At 54.9% G+C, this 22,964-nt stretch carries 16 protein-coding genes; 4 read left to right on the top strand and 12 right to left on the bottom strand.

The genetic code is table 11. From position 1 onward, the window contains the following. Positions 1–63 precede the first annotated feature (63 nt). From MIH19_RS09680 to MIH19_RS09670, 3 genes are read left to right on the top strand one after another with little or no spacing between them, the layout of a single operon-like run. Positions 64–684 carry a peptidylprolyl isomerase gene (locus tag MIH19_RS09680; RefSeq protein ID WP_249008659.1) on the top strand — a complete coding sequence of 207 codons (621 nt, stop codon included), beginning with the start codon at positions 64–66 and terminating at the stop codon, positions 682–684. Continuing rightward, positions 681–2,351 carry an FAD-dependent 5-carboxymethylaminomethyl-2-thiouridine(34) oxidoreductase MnmC gene (mnmC, locus tag MIH19_RS09675; protein WP_249008658.1) on the top strand — a complete coding sequence of 557 codons (1,671 nt, stop codon included), beginning with the start codon at positions 681–683 and terminating at the stop codon, positions 2,349–2,351. Before MIH19_RS09680 ends, mnmC begins: the two co-directional genes overlap by 4 nt. 11 nt (positions 2,352–2,362) lie before the next feature. After that, positions 2,363–2,992 carry a CBS domain-containing protein gene (locus tag MIH19_RS09670; protein WP_249008657.1) on the top strand — a complete coding sequence of 210 codons (630 nt, stop codon included), beginning with the start codon at positions 2,363–2,365 and terminating at the stop codon, positions 2,990–2,992. A 44-nt stretch (positions 2,993–3,036) separates the two neighbouring features. Here the strand turns inward: MIH19_RS09670 and ligA are convergent, their stop codons facing one another. From ligA to smc, 3 genes are all read right to left on the bottom strand, one after another. Continuing rightward, positions 3,037–5,118, bottom strand: a complete 2,082-nt coding sequence (ligA, locus tag MIH19_RS09665) for an NAD-dependent DNA ligase LigA (protein ID WP_249008656.1) — start codon at positions 5,116–5,118, stop codon at positions 3,037–3,039. Position 5,119: 1 nt separating this feature from the next. Further along, complete coding sequence (gene zipA, locus MIH19_RS09660) at positions 5,120–6,235, bottom strand: cell division protein ZipA (protein WP_249008655.1); 1,116 nt, start codon at positions 6,233–6,235, stop codon at positions 5,120–5,122. Between the two features lie 187 nt (positions 6,236–6,422). Beyond that, a complete protein-coding gene (gene smc, locus MIH19_RS09655) occupies positions 6,423–9,932 on the bottom strand; it encodes a chromosome segregation protein SMC (RefSeq protein ID WP_249008654.1) in 3,510 nt (1,169 codons plus the stop codon). Positions 9,933–10,186: 254 nt separating this feature from the next. Between smc and MIH19_RS09650 the strand changes: the two genes are divergently transcribed. Then, positions 10,187–11,113 carry a GGDEF domain-containing protein gene (locus MIH19_RS09650; protein ID WP_249008653.1) on the top strand — a complete coding sequence of 309 codons (927 nt, stop codon included), beginning with the start codon at positions 10,187–10,189 and terminating at the stop codon, positions 11,111–11,113. Positions 11,114–11,153: 40 nt separating this feature from the next. On the opposite strand, the gene rluB is transcribed toward MIH19_RS09650, so the two are convergent. The 9 genes from rluB to MIH19_RS09605 all read right to left on the bottom strand — a co-directional run bounded on the left by rluB (position 11,154) and on the right by MIH19_RS09605 (position 22,904). Next, positions 11,154–12,257, bottom strand: coding sequence for a 23S rRNA pseudouridine(2605) synthase RluB (gene rluB / locus MIH19_RS09645; protein ID WP_249008652.1), 1,104 nt, complete (start codon positions 12,255–12,257; stop codon positions 11,154–11,156). 39 nt (positions 12,258–12,296) lie between these two features. Continuing rightward, the gene (scpB, locus tag MIH19_RS09640) at positions 12,297–12,884 is read right to left on the bottom strand and encodes an SMC-Scp complex subunit ScpB (RefSeq protein WP_249008651.1); all 588 of its coding nucleotides are present in this window, start codon (positions 12,882–12,884) and stop codon (positions 12,297–12,299) included. An 18-nt stretch (positions 12,885–12,902) separates the two neighbouring features. After that, positions 12,903–13,694: a ScpA family protein gene (locus MIH19_RS09635; RefSeq protein WP_249008650.1), complete on the bottom strand. Its 792-nt coding sequence runs from the start codon at positions 13,692–13,694 to the stop codon at positions 12,903–12,905. Positions 13,695–13,746: 52 nt separating this feature from the next. Further along, positions 13,747–14,922, bottom strand: coding sequence for a tryptophan--tRNA ligase (locus MIH19_RS09630; RefSeq protein WP_249008976.1), 1,176 nt, complete (start codon positions 14,920–14,922; stop codon positions 13,747–13,749). Positions 14,923–15,084: 162 nt separating this feature from the next. Continuing rightward, positions 15,085–15,957, bottom strand: coding sequence for a succinate--CoA ligase subunit alpha (gene sucD, locus MIH19_RS09625; RefSeq protein ID WP_249008649.1), 873 nt, complete (start codon positions 15,955–15,957; stop codon positions 15,085–15,087). After that, positions 15,957–17,123: an ADP-forming succinate--CoA ligase subunit beta gene (gene sucC / locus MIH19_RS09620; protein ID WP_249008648.1), complete on the bottom strand. Its 1,167-nt coding sequence runs from the start codon at positions 17,121–17,123 to the stop codon at positions 15,957–15,959. The genes sucD and sucC overlap by 1 nt, the downstream gene beginning before the upstream one ends. A 185-nt stretch (positions 17,124–17,308) precedes the next feature. Further along, positions 17,309–18,748 carry a dihydrolipoyl dehydrogenase gene (gene lpdA / locus MIH19_RS09615; RefSeq protein ID WP_249008647.1) on the bottom strand — a complete coding sequence of 480 codons (1,440 nt, stop codon included), beginning with the start codon at positions 18,746–18,748 and terminating at the stop codon, positions 17,309–17,311. Positions 18,749–18,784: 36 nt separating this feature from the next. Continuing rightward, a complete protein-coding gene (gene odhB, locus MIH19_RS09610) occupies positions 18,785–20,017 on the bottom strand; it encodes a 2-oxoglutarate dehydrogenase complex dihydrolipoyllysine-residue succinyltransferase (protein ID WP_249008646.1) in 1,233 nt (410 codons plus the stop codon). A gap of 49 nt (positions 20,018–20,066) precedes the next feature. After that, positions 20,067–22,904 carry a 2-oxoglutarate dehydrogenase E1 component gene (locus MIH19_RS09605; protein WP_249008645.1) on the bottom strand — a complete coding sequence of 946 codons (2,838 nt, stop codon included), beginning with the start codon at positions 22,902–22,904 and terminating at the stop codon, positions 20,067–20,069. Positions 22,905–22,964: the final 60 nt, after the last annotated feature.

Raw genomic sequence — 22,964 nt, 5'->3', positions numbered from 1 at the left:
GTTGCGCTTTGCTGCCGTCTTTTAATCATATTTTCAATCCCAATCTGCCAAGGTAGCCAGAGTATGCCCGCTGTAAAACGTTTTCTTTCCGCATTTTGCTTTTCCGTTCTGACCGCATCTGTCGCAATGTCCGGCACCGCCAATGCTGACGACAGCGCCAGCGACCTCGGCACTCAGGATTTGGTAAAAGTAGACGTGATAACCTCCGAAGGCCGTTTTACGATTCAACTCAGGCCAGACGTTGCACCGGAAACCGTGGCTAATTTTATGGATTACATGCGTTCGGGTTATTACGAAGGCACCGTATTTCATCGGGTGATTCCGGGATTTATGATTCAAGGCGGCGGTTTCACTGAACAGCTGCAGCGCAAGCAAACCAGCCCGCCCATCCGCAACGAAGCCACTCTCTCTCTGCCAAACCTGCGTGGTACCCTCGCCATGGCGCGGACGAATGCGCCAGATTCGGCTACGGCCCAATTTTTTGTCAACTTGATCGATAACGACTTCCTTAACCCCAACTCGCGCGGTGCAGGTTACGCGGTGTTTGGCAAGGTTGTTTCCGGCATGGACGTGGTTGACGCCATAGCCACTTTACAAACCGGGCCACGCCAAGGCATGAATGATGTTCCGCTTCAGACGATTAGGATTGAAAGCATGTCGATTGTTGATTCCAGTGATCAATGATCGGGCCGGCCCTTGCTCACGCTGAAGTAACCTGGCTGGGGAGTGGCAGGCTTTACTTAAACGGCGCCAGTAACCGGATTTATGACGAGCTCAGTCTGGAGAAAATACAGATACAGCACGTTGAGCGAGTCACCCACTCTCAGCAGACGGTTTTTGCCGCGGGCGAATTCGACCTCGGGCTGAACTTTCTGGCCTGCTGGCAGAACTGGATGGCTCAACGCCCTGAGCCCGGCAATGTTCTGCATTTTATTGCCCACCAGCAACACCCCCTTAGCCGCGACGATCTCGAGCGTGCAGTCTCACTCTGGCCGCAACTGGCGAAATTCAGCGAGCAGCTGGTACAAGCCTGGCCACCCGCCGTGGCGGGCCTGCACCGATTGGTATTTGCGGATGGGCAAGTACGACTGACACTGCACTTCGGCCCGCAAGGCGACGCCTGGCACGACCTGAACAAACCCGATCCGCAGCCAGCCTACCGCCCGGATTCCGCGGTGATTATCGGCGCTGGCATTGCCGGTGCCTGCCTGGCGCGCAACCTGGCAGAACGCGGAGTGCCTGTGCAAATACTGGATTCACTGGCGCCAGGCCAAGCCGCTTCGGGCAATAAGCAGGGTGCGCTTTACGCCAAGTTGGGTGTGGATTATTCGCCGCAAACGGCGCTAGCGCTGTCTGCACTGCTGTTCGCAGGGCGTTTTTACCAGCAGTTTCAAACGCACCAGAGCAGCACCGGTCACGCGCCCTTTTTCCACGCTACAGGCCTGTTACAACTGGCCTTTAACGACCACGAACAACAACGCCAGCATAAATTTTTGGCCCGCAACCACTATCCCACCGGCGTGCTGTATCCGGTGACGGCGCAACAGGCCAGTGACTTGGTGGGTGTAACGGTTCATCGCGGCGGGCTCTGGTTTCCCCAGGGCGGATGGCTGGCGCCGTCGCAATTGTGCCAGACCTTGGTGCAACATCCGTTGATTACAGTGCACCCCCACTGCAGGGTAACCGGCTTGATCCAAAGCGACCGCTTATGGCAAATTAGTGCGCGACAGAGCGATGCGGCGACGGGGTCCGATGAACTCTTTAATCTAGAATCAGATCAATTGGTTATCTGCGCGGGTGCACAAACCCCCGAACTGTTCCCCCAGGCATGGCTGGCACCTGGCGAGCGCCTGCGTCTAAAACCCATCCGCGGGCAAGTCAGCCATTTACCCGCGGCTGCGATCACCTCGCCCAGCGCCGTTATTTGTGGTTCACGCTATTTAAACCCACAGCACGACGGCATAGCAGTAACCGGCGCCACATTCGACCTACGCGATGGAAACCCGCTGCCGACCACCGCCAGTCATCAGGAAAATTTGACGGAACTGGACCGCTTGCTACCGGGCGTAGTAGACATAAACCACCCGGCTGTGGCGGGCGAAATTCTGCAAGGGCGAGTGGCTTTTCGCTGCACTACCCACGATTATCAACCGGTGGCAGGCGCCGTTGCTACGCACAGCATGAAGACTAATGCCGGCGCCTGGATGTTCACCGGTCTCGGCAGTAAGGGCCTGACCTACGCACCGCTGCTGGCAGAATACCTGGCTGACCGCATGTGTAGCCAGCCAGCGGCCCTACCCCATGCATTGGCACACAGACTCCGTGTCGAGCGCGTTTTACAGCAGGAATAAGGGAAACGCCCATGTCTATCCACGTTAGTGAACCAGGCCGGCCAATAGGAACGCGCCTGCCAGAAATATTTCGCAACCGCCGGGTGGGAGACGTGAGCGAGGTGGCCGAAAGCGCAAAAATAAACCCGGAGTACAGCGAAACAACAGACGCGGAATTCCAGGCTGGAGTGCAGGCTGGCAAACGTAAAGCCCAACAGTATGGCCGCAGTACCGCCGGCGAACCTATAGAGCAGCGCGCCTACTTGCCAGTGTCTGTCATGTGTGTGTCGGGCGTACCATCGGTACCGGCAACAGCCACTCTGGCGGAGGCACTGGTCGCCATGGGGGAGAACCAGACTCGCCACTTAGCGGTTACGGTGGGTAACATCATTGCAGGAATGGTAGACGAACTCTGGCTGTTGACTTGGGCCAACGAGTTCCCGGGCAAGGCTGCAGATCAAAGCCTGGCAACTATCGAGCTGCCGGCATTTTTAACCGCTTTTCCGGAAACCGATGCGCATCAGTTAGCGCGACTGATGCTGGCACACCAGCTGGATGCAGCCTTGATTATTGATACATCTGGCGAGCCAGTGGGTATCGTTACCAGCATCGACTATCTGCGCCTTTATGCCGATTCAGGCAGTTATCAAGCTGACGTCTGACGGCCAATAACACCAACCCTGCCATTTGATGCAATCAAGGGCAATCAGACCTCTAAGCCATGCCCACGCAGCAGGTCTAATAGACCCTGCTCACTCAGAACCTCAACGCCTAACTGCTGCGCTTTGGTCAGTTTGGAACCCGCCGCTTCACCGGCCACCACGCACGCCGTCTTTTTCGACACGCTGCCGGCCACTTTTGCGCCCAAACCTTCCAGCATTTGTTTTGCCTGGTCGCGGGTCATCTGCTCCATAGCGCCGGTCAGCACCCAGGTTTGCCCATGCAGAGGCATACTAGCCGCGGTAATTTCCTGGGTTTGCCAGATGACGCCGGCCTGCTTCAAATTCTGCAGAATTTCCTGGTTATGGGGCTGCTCAAAAAACACATGCAGGTGCCCGGCCACAATGGGCCCAACATCAGACACTGCTTGCAGGGCGTTTTCATCGGCTTCGGCAATAGCCTCCAAACTGCCAAAATAGCCAGCAAGGCTTTTGGCGGTTGCCTCGCCCACTTCGCGAATACCCAACGCATAAAGAAACCGCCACAATAACGGCTGGCGGGAAGCGTCAATAGCAGCAATCAAATTACTGGCAGACTTGTCGCCCATGCGTTCTAGCCCGGTCAAATCTGCTTTACGCAGCCGATACAGATCGGCAATGGTTTCCACCTTTTCGCTGTCCACCAGAATATCCACCCACTTGTCACCCAAGCCTTCTATGTCGAGTGCTTTACGTGAGGCGTAATGGCGAATGGCTTCTTTGCGCTGAGCCGGGCAAAACAGACCACCAGAGCAGCGGGCGATCACTTCGCCTTCAATCTGCACAATGTCAGAGCCACACGCCGGACACTGCGCCGGAAGCTCTATTACGCCGGCATTGGCGGGCCGTTTGTCTTGCACCACTTTGACCACTTTCGGGATAACATCGCCAGCGCGGCGAATAAATACCGTATCGCCGATGTGCAAATCCAGTCGTCGTACTTCGTCCATATTGTGCAAGGTTGCGTTGGATACCGTAACACCACCGACAAACACCGGCTTCAAGCGGGCCACGGGCGTAATAGCGCCGGTACGGCCGACCTGAAACTCCACGCTTTCAACCATCGTCAGCTCTTCCTGAGCCGGGAATTTTTGTGCGATGGCCCAGCGCGGCGCGCGGCTGACAAAGCCTAACTGCTGCTGAAGATCCAGACGGTTTACCTTGAACACAATACCGTCGATTTCATAAGGCAGACTGTCGCGTTTGGCCATCAATACCTCGTAAGCCTCAAGGCACTGATCAGCCCCGATGGCGAGAGACATTTCAGGGTTGATGCGAAAGCCCCACTCACTGACTTGCTGCAAACCTTCCCAATGTGTGGGCGGCAGCGATGACTCGTCGGTGACCGCTACGCTGTAAGCGCACATTTCCAATGGACGCCTGGCGGTCACGCTGGATTTTTTCTGGCGCAGACTGCCGGCAGCGGCGTTACGGGGATTTACAAAGGTTTTCTCACCGCGCCCAGCCAATCGCTGGTTCAGCCGGTCGAAACCGGCGCGGGGCATATACACCTCACCTCGCACCTCTACGATTTGTGGAAAAGATTCACCTCGCAGGGTAAGAGGCACAGACGCAATGGTCCGTATATTGGCGGTAATATCTTCACCGGTGTAACCATCGCCGCGGGTGGCAGCCCGAACCAGCTCTCCGTTCTGATAATGCAGACTGACCGCCAGGCCGTCGAGCTTGGGTTCGCACACGTACTCTATGGTTCTCTCTTCCTTTGAGCCCTCTTCCTTAGTGCTGTCTTCACCCGCGGTATTGCCCCGGTTCAGGCGCTCGCGCACGCGGCGATCGAAATCCCGTAACTCGTCGGCACTGAAGGCATTATCCAAAGACAACATGGGGATACGGTGGGTCACTTCCGCAAAGCTGGTTTCGACCGCAGAGCCTACACGCTGGGTCGGCGACGTTGCCATCGCCCATTCCGGATACTCGGCTTCTAGCGCCTGCAATTCACGGAATAGCCGATCGTATTCGGCGTCGGGAACTTGCGGATCATCGAGCACGTAATAATGATGATTGTGATCGGTAATGGTTGTGCGCAGCTGGTCAACCCGGTCGCGCACGCTGGTACTGACTGAGCTCATGTTAATCCCGTTTTGAACGTTGCTTGCGCTCGAATTCGCGGATGCGCTGGCGGCAGTGCTCAGCGGTCTGTGATGTCATCACACTGCGGCGTTCGTCTTTCAGTTCACCTCCGAGATTACGCACCACGGCCTGCGCTGTTTCGTACATGAAGTTAAAAGCCTGCAGGGCATTACCCGGCCCTGGCAGGCTCATAAAAAAGCTGATGCCGGGCGTACTCAGAGCCGCGATTTCTGCGGGCCTGAAGGTGCCCGGCTCAACTGCGCTGGCTACGCTGAATTGCACAGGGCTTGCGGTATCGGTGGTTTCGTGGCGGTGGTAAATGTCCATATCACCGTATAGCAGGCCACAAGCTTCCAGAAGCCGCTGCAGAGCCGGGCCCTGAAACTCCTCACCGGTGCGGGCCAGTACGTTGATAACAATCACTTCTTTGGCCGGCGGGCGGTTGGCACCTGGCAAAGGCTGGGAAGGGTCGCGGGGCAGAGGGGCCAGTTTGGGTTTGGGCTCAGCCGTCTCAATGACAGGTGGATCTGCGTCTTCATCGGCGTGGCGGATATCAGGGTAATCACTTTCGAAGTTATGGGTATCGCCTACGTCTGCGCTGAAAGGCTCGGGTTCCCATTGATCGTGGATGCCACTCAGCGGCGCTTCGGTAAATTCGCTGCTGTCGCGATCTGCTTTGGCACTATCAGCTTCAATACTATTAGGTTCGATACTATTAGGCTCAATACTATCAGCTTCGGTGCTATCAGCAGCGGTCACAAACGCTGAATGAGATTTGGGCGCCGCTGCCACTTTTGCAGGTTCAGAGCTTTTGTTTCGGCCAGCTGCGATTACCGGCCGAGTCGGTTTTTGCACGTGGGGCGCAGTCCGTGATTTTTTCTTGGACGTACGATCCTGACCCAGCTCGTTGCGGGCAATGGTTCGAGCACCGCCTGATGGCAATTCCGGGTTGAAATGCTCGTCCAGCGGCGAATCCTGCAGGTTATCAACGCCCATGCCAGAGGAAATAGCCGAAGACTCTTTGCGCGCGCGGCGCATGCGCCGAATGCCGTCAACGACAATACCAATAATGACCAGGGTACCGATGGCGATTAGCCATTCCCTAAGTGGTGACATAGTGCTGCTGTCCTGTTTGCGGATCGGAGAATGTTGTTACTATCAGAGTCAGTACTATGAAAGTCGGTGCTATTAAAATCGATACTAGCAAATTTGGTACTATCAAAGTGGGTACTATAAAAATTGAACCGGCGTAATACAACGTACAACCACGGCTTATGGCTGGATTGTCATACTCGCGGCCCAATCAGGCCTCGGCCAGCGAAGCGGCGGCTTCCACGTCTACTGTAACCAGTCGCGAGCAACCCGGCTCGTACATGGTCACACCCATCAATTGATCAGCCTGCTCCATGGCGATTTTATTATGCGTAATGTAAATAAACTGTACCTGCTTTGACATCTCTTTCACCAAATTCGCGTAACGGCCAACATTGGCATCATCAAGCGGAGCGTCCACTTCGTCCAGCATGCAAAAAGGCGCCGGATTAAGCTGAAATATTGCGAACACCAGAGCAATGGCGGTCAACGCTTTTTCACCCCCGGATAACAGGTGAATGGTGCTATTTTTCTTACCCGGTGGCCTCGCCATGATGGTAACGCCGGTTTCCAGCAAATCCTCACCTGTCAGTTCCAGGCTGGCGTGGCCTCCGCCAAAAACTTTGGGAAACAAACCCTGCAGACCTTCATTAACCCGATCAAAGGTCTCTTTAAAACGCTGACGGGTTTCACGGTCAATCTTGCGAATGGCGCCATCCAGGATTTCCAGCGCTTCGGTCAGGTCTTCGTGCTGGCTGTCCAGATAGGTTTTACGCTCGCTCTGCACCTGAAACTCGTCAATAGCCGCCAGGTTAATGGCGCCCAAACGTTGTATTCGACTGGCAATCTTTTCCAGTTCCTCAGACCATTCCTGCTCACTGGCAGAATCGTCCAGCTGTTCAAGCACAGCGTGCAAAGTGATGTTCAACCCGCTCAGCTGCTCCAAATGGTTACCAGCGCGAATCTCCAGCGCCTGACATTCCATTTTTTGCGTTTCCAACGTGGCGCGCACCTGCTGGATCTGTTGCTCGGCTCCGCTGCGACCCTGATCTGCCTCGCGCACCCGACGGTCGAGGTCTTCTAGCCCCTCGCGGGCCTCAGACAGTTTGTCTTCTTCGGCAAGCCTGCGCTCCAGCAAGCCTTCCAGCTCCAGCTGAAGGTCTTCTAAAGGCTCTTCCGCCTGCTCGCGGGACTGCCGCAACAGCTCCAGGCGCTCTTCCAGCCTTTGCTGTTGCAGGCGTGCGCGGCTGATGGTCTGGCGCAAGCCGTCGCTCTGGCTGTTCAGGCTCTGCAGCGTAAGTTGCAGCTGGTGGCCCAAGTCGCGTTCGTGGCGAGCCTGCTGGCGCAGCTGATCGAGGTTCTCTCGCAGTCCGTCACGTTGCCCCAGCAACTGTTCTTTGTGCTCGTCGTGTTCCTCTGTTGCCTCAAGTCCCTGCTGCCATTCTTCCCGTGCGCACTCCAGCTCCTGATGTTGGTGCTCACGCTCGAACTCTAACTCCGCGGCGTCAGCGTCAATCTGAGTCAAACGCTGGGTAATCTGCTCGCTACGGGCTTGCAGGGCGCCAAGCTGAGCGGCAATGGTGCCCAGGTGCTGATCTGCCTCGGTCAGTTCGCGACGGGCTTGCTCACGCTTCTGTTCTGTCCGTTCCAATGCCTGACTTGCATCTGCGCTCGTCGTTTCGGCCAACTCAAGCTTCCGCTGCGCCTGCGCCAATTGTGCGTTCAAACTCCGTACGGTTTTTTGACGCTCGATCACCCCAGTCTGGCTGGCATCGGCTGCGGGCATCAATACCCAGTGGCGCCCCATCCATACCCCTTGCGGCGTTATCACACTCTGTCCGTGTTGCAGCTGCCGCTGCTGTTGCTGCGCTTGCTTAAGGCTGTTTGCCACCAAAATATTCGCCAATACATCAGTAATGGCCGCATTACCGCGTACTCTGGCAGCCAGGCTGGTGGCCTCTGGTAATTCTGCTGGCGCATCGGCATTAGCATCCGCAGACACCAGCGCAGCGCCAGCGGGGGCATCGTCAAGCAGCGTCAGTTGCGCTGCAAGCTGCGGTAATACCAAGCCGTGGGAAAGGCGACCAAGCACCTGTTCCGTTGCAAATTCCCAGCCATCATCAATATCCAGAGCGGCTGCAAGGCGTGGTGCTTGTGCCAACTGATGCAGGTTCAGCCAGTCTTGCAGCGCACCGTTGGTATTGCCCAGCTGCTCTCCCAGCAGTTGCTGTTGTGACTCAAGAATGGCGTCAAGGCGCTGAACCTGCTGGCGTTGCTGATTTTGATGCTGTTCGGCTTGCTGCTGCTGCAAACGCTGCTGTTGCAACTGCTGCTGGCTATCTTCAATGATTTGCTGTGCGCCTTCGCGCTTCAGGCCAACAATAACCTGCAGTTCGCGCTGTTCATCAAGGGTTTCGTGATCCAGCTGCTGCTGCAGAGTATGGTGCTCCTGCTGCAGCCGTTGATCCCGCAGCCGCAGCTGCTCGATAGCGTTTTCGAAAGCGCAAATGCTCGATTGTGCCAAATCGGCCTGGCGACGCGCGTCTGCTGAACGAACGCTGAAATCGTCCCAGCGTTGCTGCCAGTCGGCCATGGCGTGTTCGGCGTTATGGAGCTGCTCACCAGCGGTTTCTACCCGCAAGCTTAACTCTTCCTGCTTTGGCTCAAGTATTGCCAGTTCTTCTTCAAACGCTACAAGTTTGTCGTTGTCTTGCTCCAGCTCACTGGCCAGCTCGCGTTCGCTGGCCAGTGCCTGATCAGCTTCCAGGCCGGCCTGACGGCTGCGTTCGCGGTTGTTCTGCAAACTTTGTTCAAGCCGAGCGATATCTGCCCCGGCTTCGTAGTAGCGCGCCTGGGTACGGTTAAACTGCTCATTGCGCTGCTGATGTTCTGCACGCATATTTTCGAGCTCGGTATCCAGTCGAATACGTCCGGTCAGGTGCTTTTCCAGTTGCAATTCGGTATCACGAATTTGCCCATGCCAAGATTGCAGCTCGGTGTTTAGATGCTGCCAGCGCAACACGGCAAGTTCGGCTTGTTTACGACGCTCGTCTTGCTTGAAGGTTTTGTACTTTTCAGCGGCAACCGCTTGCCGCTCCAGGTGCTGAAGTTGCCGGCCGAGCTCGGCGCGCACATCGCTCAGGCGCTCAAGATTTTCTTGGGTGCGGCGAATGCGGTTTTCGGTTTCACGGCGACGCTCCTTGTACTTCGAGATGCCAGCAGCTTCCTCTATATAAACCCTGAGCTCCTCGGGCCTGGCTTCAATCAACCGGGAAATCATGCCCTGCTCAATGATGGCATAGCTGCGCGGCCCAAGGCCTGTACCAAGAAACAGATCGGTAATATCGCGGCGGCGGCACTTGGTGCCATTGAGGAAGTAATCAGATTGGCCTTGGCGGGACACCCGGCGGCGCACAGAAATTTCGCTGTATTGGGCGAATTCACCCGGGGCCGAACCATTGTGATTGTCGAACACCAGCTCAATCGCGGCCTGGCCCACCGGTTTGCGCGCGCTCGAGCCGTTAAATATCACATCGGTCATGGATTCACCGCGCAGATACTTGGCTGAGCTTTCACCCAAGACCCATCTCACAGCATCTATGATGTTCGATTTGCCACAGCCGTTTGGCCCTACTACCGCTGTCATGTTTGACGGGAACGCTACCGTGGTCGCATCCACAAACGACTTGAACCCTGACAACTTTATGGATTTCAACCGCATAGACTATGAAACTCGACTCATGATGGCATCGGTGACGAAAGGCTGAGTTTAACACACAGGGACCCAGCGAGGTGCGCCTGCCGATTTTTTGACAAAAATCCAATAACAGCCTCAAAACTGAAAGAAAACTCCAAAAATTATTCTCAAGATACTGATTTATTAATTTTTTATAAAATAGGCACAATATATGCTTTAAATTTGCCAGCTACCCAGTGTGCAAACTGCCACGCAATGACAGAGTGAGTTGAGCCACCGTGAAACACATTTCGCCTTTCCCGCTTACAGCGTCACAGCCACAAAAACTGGCAGAGTTGCGCCAGAATTTTGAGGAATGGAACAGCGAACCCGGTATTCTCAACCGCTTGGTACGCCGACTTTCAACCACCCTGAAGCTGGAAGCACAGCTGACCATACTGGCAGAAGAAATGGTACAGGTTGTTCCTTTTGATGCCTTTCAGTACCGCCACCAATTTGCGCGTCAAGAGTTTATGTTTACCACTGGCATGGGTGGCCCTCACCGCTGCGAGTTCCGCCTGAACCTGGAGGGCGAGAATTATGGCACCTTGTCACTGCATCGGCGTAAACGCTTCAGTAGCGATGAGTTGCAAGCCCTTGAAATACTGATTGGTGCGGCAATATGCCCGCTGCGCAACGCCTGTCAGTTCAGCGCCATGGAGCTGGCGTCGTTGACCGACTCACTGACCGGGATTGGCAATAAACGCGCCATGGACGAAGCCTTGCAAAAAGCTCAGCTGCTAGCCGGCCGTCACAACGAGACTTACTCATTGATACTGTGCGACCTCGATCACTTCAAGGCAGTAAACGATAACTGCGGCCATGTGGTAGGCAACATTGTACTTAAGCGCGCGGCAGAAGCGCTGGAATCCGCAGTGCGCAGCTCCGACAGCGTATACCGGTTCGGCGGCGAAGAATTTGCGGCGCTATTGCCTCATACCGATCAGCTTGATGCAGTCGATGTGGCCGAGCGTATTCGCTCAGCCATTGAAGCCTTACAAATTGATTGCGGAGAACATTCAGTGACGGTGACCACCAGCTGCGGCGTTGCGCTTCACCGCACTGGTGAAGGCACAGGGCAGTGGCTAGCGCGCGCAGACGAAGCTCTGTATCGAGCTAAAGACCAAGGCCGCAACTGCACGCGCGTGTTTGCGACCATTAGCTGATGGCATTCTGTTGTTTAACGCCAGCTTTAACCTCGGGCACTTAACCGCGGGACTTATCTGTGCGCGCTTTGCCGCCGCTACGCTGGGGTTTAGAGTCTGCAACCGCCCATTTGCGAGCGCCTTGTCCCGCTTTTGAACCAGGGGAGCCTGCCGCACGATTGCTGCGATTGGTTACCGGAGCTGCCTTTCTTTGCTGGCGCGCCTGCGCCGCCGCTTCATCCGGTGTCTGTTGCGGAACCGCCATTTTAGCCAAGCCAACCGTGCGGCTCAGCAAATCCACGGCTTTCTGATCCAACTCTTCCCATTTACCCACGGTTAACCTGCTGGGCAAAAATATTGAGCCGTAACGAACCCGTTTCAAGCGGCTGACGCGCACGCCTTGGGATTCCCAAAGGCGCCTCACTTCTCGGTTGCGCCCTTCCAACAAAGTCACGTGGAACCACCGGTTCATACCGGTGCCGCCGGCGGCAGAAATGTCGCTAAATTTAGCCTCGCCGTCTTCCAGAGTGACGCCGGTACGCAGGCGCTCAATCATGGCGTCGTCTACTTCACCAAAAATACGCACCGCGTATTCCCGATCAATCTGGCTAGAAGGGTGCATAAGCCGGTTAGCCAGCTCGCCATCGGTGGTGAACATCACCAGACCAGTGGTGTTCAAATCCAGCCGGCCAATAGAAATCCAACGGTGTTCACGCAATCGCGGCAGCCGGTCGAAAACGGTTGGGCGCCCTTCCGGGTCTTTGCGAGTGGTTACTTCGCCTTCTGGCTTGTTGTAAATCAGCACCCGGCGCAAAACCTCAGCAGCGGCGGCAACTTCCAAGCGCTTGCCGTCGAGTTCAAAAACATCGCTCACCGTGGCTTTCTGGCCTGGAGTAACGGGTTTGCCATTGACCAACAGGCGACCCGCGTCCATCCAGCCTTCAATTTCGCGCCGCGACCCAACACCGGCACGTGCCAGCAGTTTCTGAATTCGCTCAGGACCGCCTACTGGCACAGTCGCCAGCGCCTCTGGCGCAGGTTTGCCTGGCTTCGCCGCTTTTGCCGATGATTTGGTTGGGTTACGGCGATTAGCGTTCGGCTTGTTCGCATTCGATGCTGATTTGGCTGCCGGCTTGCCGGTAGTCCAGGGGCGTTCTGACGCCATGGGTTAATCCTTAAATAACGGACCGATGCAGGGCCTGCATCAGTGAAATGGTGTTTGTTCGATTTTCTGCTCAATTTCGCGCCCGATCGCGTCCAGATCCCGACTATCAGACAAGGGCGGCAACTGGTCCAGGCTTGTTAGGTTAAAGTAGTCAAGAAATTGCCGAGTGGTGGCATACATAGCTGGCCGGCCCGGTACTTCCCGATGACCTACAATTCGTACCCACTCTCGCTCAACCAACGTACGAATGATATTGCTGCTTACCGCAACGCCGCGAATATCTTCAATTTCACCGCGGGTAATAGGCTGGCGGTAACCGATCAATGCGAGTGTTTCCAATAGTGCCCGCGAATAACGCGGTGGTTTTTCTTCAAGCAGCCGAGCCACCCAGGGAGCGAAAGATTCACGCACCTGAAGGCGGTAACCGCTGGCAACTTTTTTCAGCTCAATACCACGACCACAGCAAAGTTGTTCTAATTCCACCAATGCCTGCTCCACTGCCTTATGAGTTGGCCGCTCGGTTTCGTCAAACACTTCTCTGAGCTGCTGCACCGTTAACGGCTTACCCGCTGTCAGCAGAACCGCTTCGATAATCCCTGTAACAGGTAAGGCAGCATCACTCATCATAATTCGTTGCACCAGTAATCAGGGCTTTGAGACCGCAACCCGCGCCCGTAAATGAATGGGGCCAAACGGGTCAGCCTGAACCAGCTCAATCAGCTGCTCTTTTACCAGCTCTAACATTGCCAAAAAACTGACAACAACCCCCAGACGCCCTTCGTCTGGTAGAAACAGGCTTTCGAAACGAATAAAACCGCCTTGTTGCAGCCGAGCCAAAATCGCCGACATGCGCTCACGGGTCGACAGTTTCTCTCGCTCAACGTGGTGACTGCTAAACATGTCTGCACGTTTGAGCACGGTTTGCAGTGCCAGTAAAATCTCCGCCATAGCCACCTCAGGATGGCTGCGTACCGAGGGAAGTTTTGGCATCCCGGCATCGGCAACAAAAATATCCCGCTCCTGGCGCGGCATCTGATCTATGTCTTCTGCCGCTTTTTTAAAACGTTCGTACTGCTGCAAACGGCGAATCAGTTCTGCCCGTGGATCGTCTTCTTCGTCTTCTTCAATCTGCTGCCGCGGCAGCAGCATCCGGGATTTGATTTCGGCCAGCGTGGCCGCCATCACCAGATACTCCGCCGCCAGCTCAAATCGCATGGACTCTACAACGGCAATGTATTCCATGTACTGGCGGGTAATGGCACTGACGTCGATTTCCAGAATGTTCATATTCTGGCGCCGAATCAGGTACAACAACAAATCCAGAGGGCCTTCAAACGCATCCAAAAACACCGCCAGAGCGTCTGGCGGGATATAAAGATCAAGCGGCAACTGCGCCAGCGGCTTGCCCGCTATCAGCACCAAGGGCCGCGAACTCACTCCCTGTGGCTTTGCCGCCGGACCGGCTGGGGCTGCTGGGCCCGCCAGCACTTCAACGATAGCTCAGGCCCATGGCAGAGCGCACTTCGCCCAGGGTGTCACGGGCTGCGTCGCGAGCGCGTTCGCGCCCTTCCTCTAGAATGGAACGAATCAGATCCGGATTGCCCTCGTACTCGGCCGCACGTTCGTGCAAGGGCCGCTGTTCTTCCACAATGGAGTCAATCAGTGGTTTTTTGCAGTCCAGGCAGCCGATGCCGGCGCTGCGACAGCCGATTTCCACCCAGCTGCGGGTGTCCGCATCGGAATAAACCTTGTGCATGGCATACACCGGGCATTTTTCCGGCTCGCCCGGGTCGGTTCGACGCACCCGCGCCGGGTCGGTCTGCATGGTGCGTACTTTCAACGCTACGCTCTCCGGCGCTTCCCGCAGGCCAATGTAATTGTTGTAGGACTTGGACATTTTTTGCCCGTCCAATCCTGGCATTTTTGAGTCAGGGGTCAACAACGCTTGAGGCTCCGGCAAAATCACTTTGCCACCACCCTCAATGTAGCCGTACAGGCGCTCGCGATCCCCCAAGGAAATATTTTGCTGCTCTTTCAAAAGAGCACGGGCCGTTTCTAACGAATTCAGATCACCTTCTTCCTGATAACGTTTCTTCAGGTTGCGATAAAGTTTCGCGTTTTTCTTACCCATTTTCACGATGGCCGCCTCGGCCTGGTCTTCAAACCCCGGCTCACGCCCATAAAGGTGATTAAAGCGACGTGCGATTTCACGCGTAAATTCGACGTGCGAAACCTGATCGGCACCCACTGGTACGCGCCCTGCCCGGTACATAAGAATGTCAGCGGACTGGAGCAGCGGATACCCCAAGAACCCGTAGGTGGCGAGATCTTTTTCGCGCAGCTTTTCCTGCTGGTCTTTGTAGGTCGGAATGCGCTCAAGCCAACCCAAGGGTGTAATCATCGACAGCAGCAGGTGCAACTCGGCGTGTTCAGGCACTTGTGACTGAATAAACAGAGTGGACGAACCCGGGTTAACCCCTGCGGCAAGCCAGTCGATAACCATGTCCGACACACTTTGTTCAATACTAGATGGATCGTCGTACTGCGTGGTCAATGCATGCCAATCGGCGACAAAGAAGAAGCACTCGAACTCATGCTGGAGTTTCACCCAGTTTTTAAGCACACCGTGGTAGTGGCCAAGATGAAGCTTGCCTGTCGGACGCATGCCCGACAATATCCGTTGCTGGGAATCTACAGAACTCAAAGCAAGAACTCCTTCTGATGGAACATAAGAGGCGACATATTACGCCAGGCGACCAGACATTATAAGCAAAAAACCCCCGCTCTGCAGAACAGAAACGGGGGTTTTTAAAAATGACTGCGGGTTTTACCAGCCAGTCACTTCTTTTAGAGCCTTGCCAATGTCGGCCAGGCTGCGCACGGTTTTCACACCGGCGTCGTTCAGAGCAGCAAACTTCTCGTCTGCGGTACCCTTACCACCGGAAATGATCGCACCGGCGTGGCCCATACGCTTGCCAGGAGGCGCTGTTACACCGGCAATGTAAGAAACCACCGGCTTGGTGACGTGCTCTTTGATGTACGCTGCGGCTTCTTCTTCCGCAGTGCCGCCAATTTCGCCGATCATCACAATCGCTTCAGTCTGCGGGTCTTCTTGCAGCAGCTTGAGGATGTCGATGAAGTTAGACCCAGGAATCGGATCGCCGCCGATGCCGACGCAGGTAGACTGGCCGTAGCCAAAATCTGTCGTCTGCTTGACGGCTTCGTAGGTCAAAGTACCAGAGCGCGACACAATACCGACTTTGCCCGGCTTGTGAATGTGGCCCGGCATGATGCCGATTTTGCACTCACCCGGTGTGATAACGCCCGGGCAGTTGGGCCCGATCATGCGCACGCCTTTGCGGTCAACGTACTCTTTGGCGTACAGCATATCGATGGTAGGAATACCTTCGGTGATGCACACAATCAGCTCGAGTCCGGCATCTGCCGCTTCAATGATGGCGTCTTTACAAAACGGAGCCGGAACGTAGATCACGGTCGCGTGTGCACCGGTCTTTTCTACAGCCTCACGTACGGTGTTGAACACCGGCAAACCCAAGTGCTCGGTGCCGCCTTTGCCGGGGCTTACGCCACCGACCATGTTGGTGCCGTATTCAATAGCCTGCTGGGAGTGGAATGTGCCTTGTGAACCGGTAAAGCCCTGGCAGATTACCTTGGTGTCTTTATTGATCAGAATGCTCATTATTTGCCCCCCGCGACTTTAACGACTTGCTCTGCGGCATCGGCCAGGCTGCTAGCGGCGATGATGTTCAAACCGCTTTCTGCCAAAACTTTAGAACCCAGTTCAGCGTTGTTGCCCTCAAGGCGAACAACCACAGGCACTTTCACGCCTACTTCTTTAACCGCGCCAATGATGCCTTCAGCAATCATGTCGCAACGTACAATGCCACCGAAGATATTGACCAGTACGGCTTGCACGGCATCGTCAGACAGGATGATTTTGAACGCTTCGGTTACGCGCTCTTTGGTAGCACCGCCGCCAACGTCCAGGAAGTTAGCCGGGCGTCCGCCAGCCAGCTTGATGATGTCCATGGTACCCATGGCCAAACCAGCACCGTTAACCATGCAGCCGATGTTGCCATCCAGCGCTACGTAGTTCAGTTCCCAGGCTGCAGCTTCGGCTTCACGGGAATCTTCCTGTGACGGATCGCGCATGGCCTGAAGTTTCTTCTGACGGTAAAGAGCGTTGCCATCAACGCCGATTTTCGCATCCAGGCAGTGAAGATCACCAGCCGGGGTGATAACCAGCGGGTTAATTTCCAACAGCGCCAGGTCGTAATCTTCAAACAGCTTCGCCAGACCCATGAAGATCTTGGTAAATTGGCCGATCTGTTTGCCTTCCAGGCCCAGTTTGAACGCCAGCTCGCGTCCTTGGTAAGGCTGTGCGCCTACCAGCGGATCGATTTCGGCCTTAAGAATTTTTTCCGGGGTTTCTTCCGCAACCGTTTCAATTTCAACGCCACCTTCGGTGGAGGCCATGAATACAATACGGCGGGTACCACGGTCTACAACCGCGCCCAAATAAAGCTCTTGGTCGATGTCCGTCAGGGATTCAACCAAAATTTTGCTAACCGGCTGGCCGTGCTCGTCAGTCTGGAAAGTCACCAGCTTCTTGCCCAGCCACTGCTCGGCAAAGGCACGGATGTCGTCGATATTTTTAACCAGCTTTACACCGCCGGCTTTACCACGGCCACCGGCGTGAACCTGGGCTTTAACAACCCAGCTATCGCCACCAATCTTTTCTGCAGCTGCTACTGCCTCATCCGGGGTATCACAGGCAATGCCCTGTGATACAGGCAAGCCATATTCAGCGAAAAGCTGCTTGCCCTGATATTCGTGCAAATTCATAGTTTATGTCCTGCTTTTTGATGAAGGATAAACACCTGTGGGATAAACCCGCTAGCGGAAAATCCATCTTGATGGACCCTGATGACACCGGCCCAACGATTGCGTATAGAGAAACCAGAGTCGTTAAAACAAGAGTCTCTAAAAGTCATGGGGCGCCCTAAGGCGCCCCATGACTTTCTGGCTTACTATTTCTTCTTGCGACGATTAGCAATGTGAATTGCACCACCGTTAACTGCAAGCGCTGCCTCGTGCACTGACTCAGACAGAGTCGGGTGGGCAAAACAGGTCAACGCAAGATCTTCTGCGCTGGAACCGAACTCCATGGCGATAACGCCCTGAGCCACAATTTCAGACGCCGCGGGGCCCAACACGTGAAAGCCCAGAATGCGGTCGGTTTTCTCGTCCGCAATAATCTTCACCATGCCCACCGCCGAATTGGCGGCCATGGCGCGCCCGTTTGCCGCAAACGGGAAGGTTCCGACTTTATAGGCTGCACCGTCAGCCTTTAGCTGCTCTTCAGTCTTCCCAACCCACGCAACTTCCGGCGCGGTGTAAATGACATTGGGAATGCAGTCATAGTTTACCTGTGGTTTATGGCCGGCAATGCGTTCGGCAACCATAACGCCTTCTTCAGAAGCCTTGTGGGCCAGCATCGGGCCACGCACCAGGTCACCAATCGCCCAAACGCCTGGGGCGTCGGTTTTACAGTGGTCGTCCACGGATACGAACCCGCGCTCGTCCATGTTGACACCGGAGTCTGCTGCCAGAAGGTTGTCCGCATAGGGGCGACGACCAACAGCCACAATCAGCTTATCGACCATCAGCTCCTGCTTGCCCTTGCTGTCTTCGTAACTGACGTAGACCAACTTGCGCTTGACCTCGGCACCCGTTACACGGCCGCCCATGACAATATTCAGGCCCTGCTTCTGGAACTCTTTCAAAGTGGCCTTGGCAATCTGCTGGTCCACCCCTGGCAAGAACGTATCCTGGGCTTCCAGCAAGGTCACTTCAGAACCCAGTCGGGCCCAAACGCTGCCCAGCTCCAAACCAATAATGCCGGCACCAATCACACCCAATCGCTTGGGCACTTCGGTAAATTCCAGAGCGCCTTCAGAATCGGTGATATAACCTTCGGTTTTTGGCGCTGGTGGAATTTCAATCGGACGAGAGCCTGTCGCCAAAATAACGTTATCGGCTTCATAGGTCTTAGTCTTGCCGTCGTTATCCGTCACTTCCACCTGCCGGCTTGCCAGCAGCTTGCCGTGACCATAAATCGCGGTAACGCCGTTTGACTTGAACAACCCCGCAATGCCGCCGGTCAGTTGCTTCACAATGCCGCTCTTACGCTCCATCATTTTAGCAACGTCAATGGAGACGTCATTGGCAATAATGCCCTGCTCGGCAAAGCCGTGTTGAGCTTCCTCGTACTTGTGAGAAATCTCCAGCAGCGCCTTGGACGGGATACAACCCACGTTCAGGCAGGTTCCACCCAACACCTGCGTGCCTTCGTCAGAAGACCAGCTTTCTACGCAGGCGACGTTCAGGCCCAGTTGTGCGGCTTTAATTGCGGCCACATAACCACCGGGGCCGGCGCCAATTACGATTACATCAAACTTGTCAGCCATAGTTAATCCTGTATTCCGATTCGATAAGTGGAGTGCCTATACGTCCAGCAGGATACGCGCAGGATCTTCCAGCATATCCTTAATGGCAACCAGGAACTGCACTGCTTCCTTGCCGTCAATCATGCGATGGTCATAAGACAGCGCCAAATACATCATGGGCTGTATTACCACCTGACCATTCACTGCCATCGGGCGTGGCTGGATCTTATGCATACCCAGAATCGCCGTTTGTGGCGGGTTCAGAATAGGCGTCGACAACAGGGAACCAAAGGTGCCTCCGTTGGTAATGGTGAAGGTACCACCGGTCATTTCATCAATGCCCAGCTTGCCCGTTTTGGCCTTGGTACCGTACTCGACAATTTTCTTCTCGATGTCAGCAAGGCTCAGTGCGTCAGCGTCACGTATTACCGGAACCACCAAACCGCGTTCGGTGGATACCGCCACACCGATGTCCTGGTAGCCATGGTAAACCATGTCGTTGCCGTCGATGGACGCATTCACCGCAGGGAAGCGTTTCAGGGCTTCGGTAACGGCTTTGGTAAAGAAAGACATAAAGCCCAACTTAATACCGTGGCGCTTTTCGAAGCTTTCTTTGTATTGCTTGCGCAGTTCCATGATCGGCCCCATGTTCACCTCGTTAAAGGTGGTCAACATGGCAGCGCTCTGTTGTGCATTGACCAGGCGCTTCGCAATGCTGGCGCGCAGGCGAGTCATGGGAACGCGTTTTTCAATCCGCTCACCGGCACTGATCTCGGCTACGGGCGCAGCGGCAGGCTTGGCAGCAGACGAGTCAGTGGAAGACTTGGCGTTATCAATGTGGCTCTGAACGTCTTCTTTAGAAATCCGGCCGTCTTTCCCAGTACCTTTCAATGTACTTGGCTCAACGTTGTTCTCGACAGCCAGCTTACGCGCAGCCGGGCTCAGAATCGTGTCTGAAGAGGGCGACACGTCGGCGCTTTGGTCTTTACTTTCGGCTTTGTCTTTGCTTTCAGCAGCGTCTTTACTGTCGGAGCCCTTAGACTCACCAGCAGCGCCTGCTTTGAATCTTCCGATCACTTCACCGCTCTCTACGGTGTCGCCTTCGTTTTTCAAGATTTCTTCGATGACACCGTCAGCCAGTGCAACAACTTCCAGCACCACTTTGTCGGTTTCAATATCAACGATCAGCTCATCGCGCGCGCAGGCTTCACCCGGCTGCTTGTGCCAGGTCGCGACAGTACCTTCTGCGACCGACTCCGGGAATACGGGGGCTTTAATCTCTGTAGACATTACGGTTCCTTTGTTCGATAGCTCGGAAGTTCGATAGCTCGGTAGCTCGTCAAACTTCAAATGCGTCGTTAACCAGTTTTTTCTGCTGTTCGATGTGCACAGACATGTGGCCGGCCGCGGGTGCAGCCGAGGCATCACGACCCGCATATTCGAGGTGCAGTTTAGGGTTCAGCCGTTGCAGCGCGTTGCGCATATGGTGCTGGCTGCTATACCAGGCGCCCTGGTTCATCGGTTCTTCCTGGCACCAGACAGCGTGCTTAAGCTTGCTGAATCCCGCCAGTAATTCGTCCAGATCTTCACCCGGGAACGGATACAGCTGCTCTATACGGATAATGGCCGTGTCGTTACGCTCGTCGGTCTTCTTCTTCTCCAGCAATTCATAGTAGACCTTACCGCTGCAAAGAATAACCCGAGTGATTTTTTTCGCATCAGACGGTTCTTTTTCCGGCAGAACGGTCTGGAATGTACCTGAAGTCAGGTCGTCCAGGCTGGAAATAGCTTCTTTATGGCGCAACAGGCTCTTTGGCGTAATTGCAATCAATGGTTTACGAACCGGGCGCTTCACCTGTCGGCGCAGCATGTGGAATACCTGCGACGGCGTTGTGGGTACGCACACCTGGATGTTCTGTTCCGCACTCAACTGCAGGAAGCGCTCAATGCGCGCCGAGCTATGCTCTGGGCCCTGACCTTCATAACCATGGGGCAACAACATGGTAAGGCCGCACAGACGGCCCCACTTGTGCTCACCGCTGGTCAGGAACTGATCGATTACCACCTGGGCACCATTGGCAAAGTCGCCAAACTGCGCTTCCCAGACAACCAGCGCGCTAGGTGATGTGGTCGCATAGCCGTATTCGAAGGCCAGTGCAGCCTCTTCGGATAGCAGAGAATCGTAAAGCTCGAACTTGGGCTGATCGTCAGACAAATGAGTCAGCGCAATGTGCGTAGAGCCATCTTTCTGGTTATGCAATACGGCGTGACGGTGGGAGAAAGTACCACGGCCCACATCCTGCCCCGTTATACGAATCGGATAGCCTTCGTTTAACAATGTTGCATAGGCCATGATCTCGCCGTAACCCCAGTTAAGAGGCAAGGCGCCGGCCGTCATCTTGTCACGATCCTTAACGATTTTAGACACCTGACGCTGAATACTGAAACCTTCCGGTACTTCGCTCAGTTTTTTACCCAGCTTTTGAATCGTTTTCAGTGGCACGCTAGACTTGCACTTGGCTGTCCACTCATGGCCCAAATACGGCGTCCAGTCAACATGCAACTTGGCGTTTGGCTCTTTAACCAACGCTTTGACTACGTGCTCACCATTATCAAGAGCCGTGCGGTAATCATTTTCCATCTGCTTGGCGAGGTCTTCGCTCACGACACCAGCATCAATCAGACTATCTACGTAGATATTGCGCGTGGTTTTCAGCTTACGAATTTTTTCGTACATCATCGGCTGAGTAGCGGCAGGCTCGTCGGCTTCGTTGTGACCACGGCGGCGGTAGCACACCAGGTCAATAACCACGTCGCCTTTAAATTCGGTGCGATAGTCCATTGCCATTCGGGTTACAAACAACACCGCTTCCGGGTCGTCTGCGTTCACGTGCAGAATCGGAGCCTGTACCATTTTGGCGATGTCTGTACAGTATTCCGTAGAACGAGCGTCTTCTTTTTTGCTGGTGGTAAAGCCAACCTGGTTGTTGATCACAATATGTACAGTGCCGCCAGTACCAAAACCGCGGGTCTGTGACATCTGGAAGGTTTCCATCACCACGCCCTGGCCTGCAAACGAAGCATCGCCGTGCATGATCACCGGCAAAACCTGCCTGCCGTCTTTATCTTCACGGCGGGTTTGGCGAGCGCGAACCGAGCCCACAACCACCGGGGACACAATTTCCAGGTGCGAAGGGTTAAAGGCCAAGGCCAGGTGAACCTCACCACCCGGGGTCATCACGTTGGATGAGAAGCCTTGGTGATACTTAACGTCACCGGAACCCGAGTCCGCCAGTTTTTTGCCTTCGAACTCGTCAAAGATTTCTGTCGGATTTTTACCCAGAATATTAACCAACACATTCAGGCGGCCACGGTGCGCCATTCCCAGAACGATTTCTTTGGTGCCACCGGAACCGGCGCGCTGAATGATTTCGTCAAGGCAGGGAATCAGGCTTTCGCCACCTTCCAGGCCAAAACGCTTAACGCCGGGGTAGCGTGAGCCCAGATATTTTTCCAGGCCCTCGGCGGCGGTCAGGCGTTCGAGCAAATGAATGCGGGTGTCGGCTTCAAAACCGGGGTTGGAGCGGATCGGCTCCATACGTTGTTGGAACCAACGCTTGATGCGAGTGTCAACAATGTGCATGTATTCTGCACCAATGCTCTCGCAATAGGTCTGCTGCAAGCCTTCTATGATGTCGCCCAGCTTCATTGTTTCCGAACCGAAACTCAGCGAGCCAGTCTGAAACTCGATATCGTTATCGGCGCTGTAAAGCTCGTGGAAAGCCGGGTCAAGATCTTCAACCAATTCACGCGGCTTGACATTCAGCGGGTCCAGTTTCGCGTGCTGGTGACCACGAAAGCGGTATGCGTTAATCAATTGCAGTACGCGTGTCTGCTTTTTGTCCGCATCAGGTACGGCACCTTCTGGCGCAGTATTGCTAGCCAGGAAACGCTGATTGCTGGAAATATGCTTAAATTGTTCGCGGATTGCGGAGTGGGCAATATCTTTACCCTGATAGCCATCGACACTGGGAAGCTTGTCAAAGTAACTTCGCCACTCTTCAGGAATGGCGTTAGGGTCTGAAAGATAGGTTTCAAAAAGCTGTTCAACGTAGGCAAGATTACCTCCCTGTAAATGGGAAGTTTGCCACAACTGCTCCATGATGCTTTCGTGCATTTTGAATAGCTCACCTTGGGCTGGTACGGGAAGCCGTTATGGTCGGCCAGTGCCTCATGC

Source organism: Marinobacter sp. M1C, from assembly GCF_023314135.1.
In the GTDB taxonomy this organism is placed as follows: domain Bacteria; phylum Pseudomonadota; class Gammaproteobacteria; order Pseudomonadales; family Oleiphilaceae; genus Marinobacter.
The sequence above is the reverse complement of the archived record's forward strand: the minus strand, read 5'-3'. Positions and strand labels throughout refer to the sequence as shown.